This window comes from Corallococcus terminator, assembly GCF_003611635.1.
GTDB classification, from domain to species: Bacteria; Myxococcota; Myxococcia; order Myxococcales; family Myxococcaceae; genus Corallococcus; species Corallococcus terminator.
This window is the reverse complement of record NZ_RAVZ01000669.1, coordinates 1-1,567: the sequence shown is the minus strand read 5'-3', so window position 1 is coordinate 1,567 and position 1,567 is coordinate 1. Positions and strand designations below refer to the sequence as shown.

The window sequence follows — 1,567 nt, the reverse complement described above, 5'->3', positions numbered from 1 at the left end:
GCACGGGGCCGTTCCAGTTCTCCTTCGTCAGCGTGAAGGTGGCGGTGCCATCCGCCTCCGTGGGGCCGCCTTCCCCCAGCACCGGGCCACCGGGCAGAGAGGCGGGCGAGGCCGTGGCAGAGTCCATCGCGATGAGGCGGACGCCAGCTCCCGCGACAGGAGCGCCGGCCGACACCACCACCCGGACGACGCCGAACGGCGTGTTGTCCACCTTCACCTTGACGGGCAAGTCCACGGAAGCGCCGAAGGAGTCCACGGCGCGCAGGGTGAGCACGAGTTCACCTTCCGGGGCCTTCGTGGTGTCCCAGCTCGCGCTGTAGCTGTCGGCCGCCGGCAGGAGGTCATTCCCCAGGCCGGGCGGGGGATTGGGGACGTCCAGCCGCGCGACGACTCCCTGCTGCGCGGTGGCAGTGGCCGTCACAGTGACGGTGCCACTCACCGTGGTGCCGTCCGAGGGAGAACTGATGGAGATGCTGGGCCCCCGGTTGGCGACGACGACGGAGAGCGAGGACTTCCGGGGGTTGGCGGCCAGGTCTGTCGCCTCCACCTCCAGCTTGAGGGGGCCGTCCGGAAGGGCGGAGACGTCCAGCGTCCCCGTGAGCGTCGCCGTCTTCTGGTCCGCCGAGAGGACGGCCGCCAGCGCAGACATCTGCGTCGGCTGCAGGAAGCGGAATGCCTTCACGCCTGAAGCATCGGTGGCGCGGACTTCCACCTGGGCAAGGCCACTGACACCACCCTCCGCCGACGGCTTCAGCCAGGTGATGGTGGGCGCGTCCACGTCGATGACGGCCGCACCGTCCCGAAAGAGGTACGGGTCGTCATTGCTCGCGAGCGCCGCGACGACAGGCCGCACGTCCTCCACCTTCAGGCCAGAGGCGTTGCGCGGCCCGTTGATGAATGCGGCGATGGCGGAACTCCACGAGGCGCGCAGCAGTTGCCCGGTGAGAGGCACCGTCCCGAGGCGAAGCTGTCCACCAAGGCCCTGCCCATCGAGGATGCCGTCCGTCAGGTCCGTGGCGAGCACCGAGACGAGCGTCGCGGTGGTGACGCTGGTGCCCGGCGAGACACCACCCTCGGCGCTGAGCGTCGCGGCAAGCTGTGACAGGCCAGCGAGGAGCAACCCCGCGCGTCCTTCCGGCGAAAGGGTGCTGGTGGAAACCGTCAAGTCGGCGGGGGTAACCCAGCGCCAGTCCAGGTCCCCAGCATGGCCGTTGAGGTGGCTGAAGGCCTCCGACAGCGCGCCCTCAAGCGCTTCACCCTGCGCGACATGCGCGAGCGCGAGACTCGCCGCGAGCGTGGTGAGCGGGTTGACGCGAACACCCGCAAGCTGCTGGCCGCTCCGGTAGGCCGGAACAATGGCCACCAGTTCCTTGCCCCCGAGGGGCACCGAAACCCCCAACGCGGCCTCGGTGAAGGTGCCGGAGCTGGTGGCGACGGCGAGGGGCCCGTTGTAGCTGGGCACCGGGATGGCGAACGCTCCGGATTCGTCCGTGCGCCCCTGGCCGAGCACCGTGCCACGGACACCCTTGCCGTCCAGCCGGTAGACGGTGACGGTGGAGTCCGAGAC

Annotated in this window: 1 protein-coding gene; it reads right to left on the bottom strand. The window is 70.1% G+C overall.

The window, feature by feature from the left end; all coding sequences use genetic code 11:
- A partial coding sequence (locus D7V88_RS43465; protein ID WP_244238686.1) for an Ig-like domain-containing protein occupies positions 1-1,567 on the bottom strand: 1,567 nt, incomplete at both ends.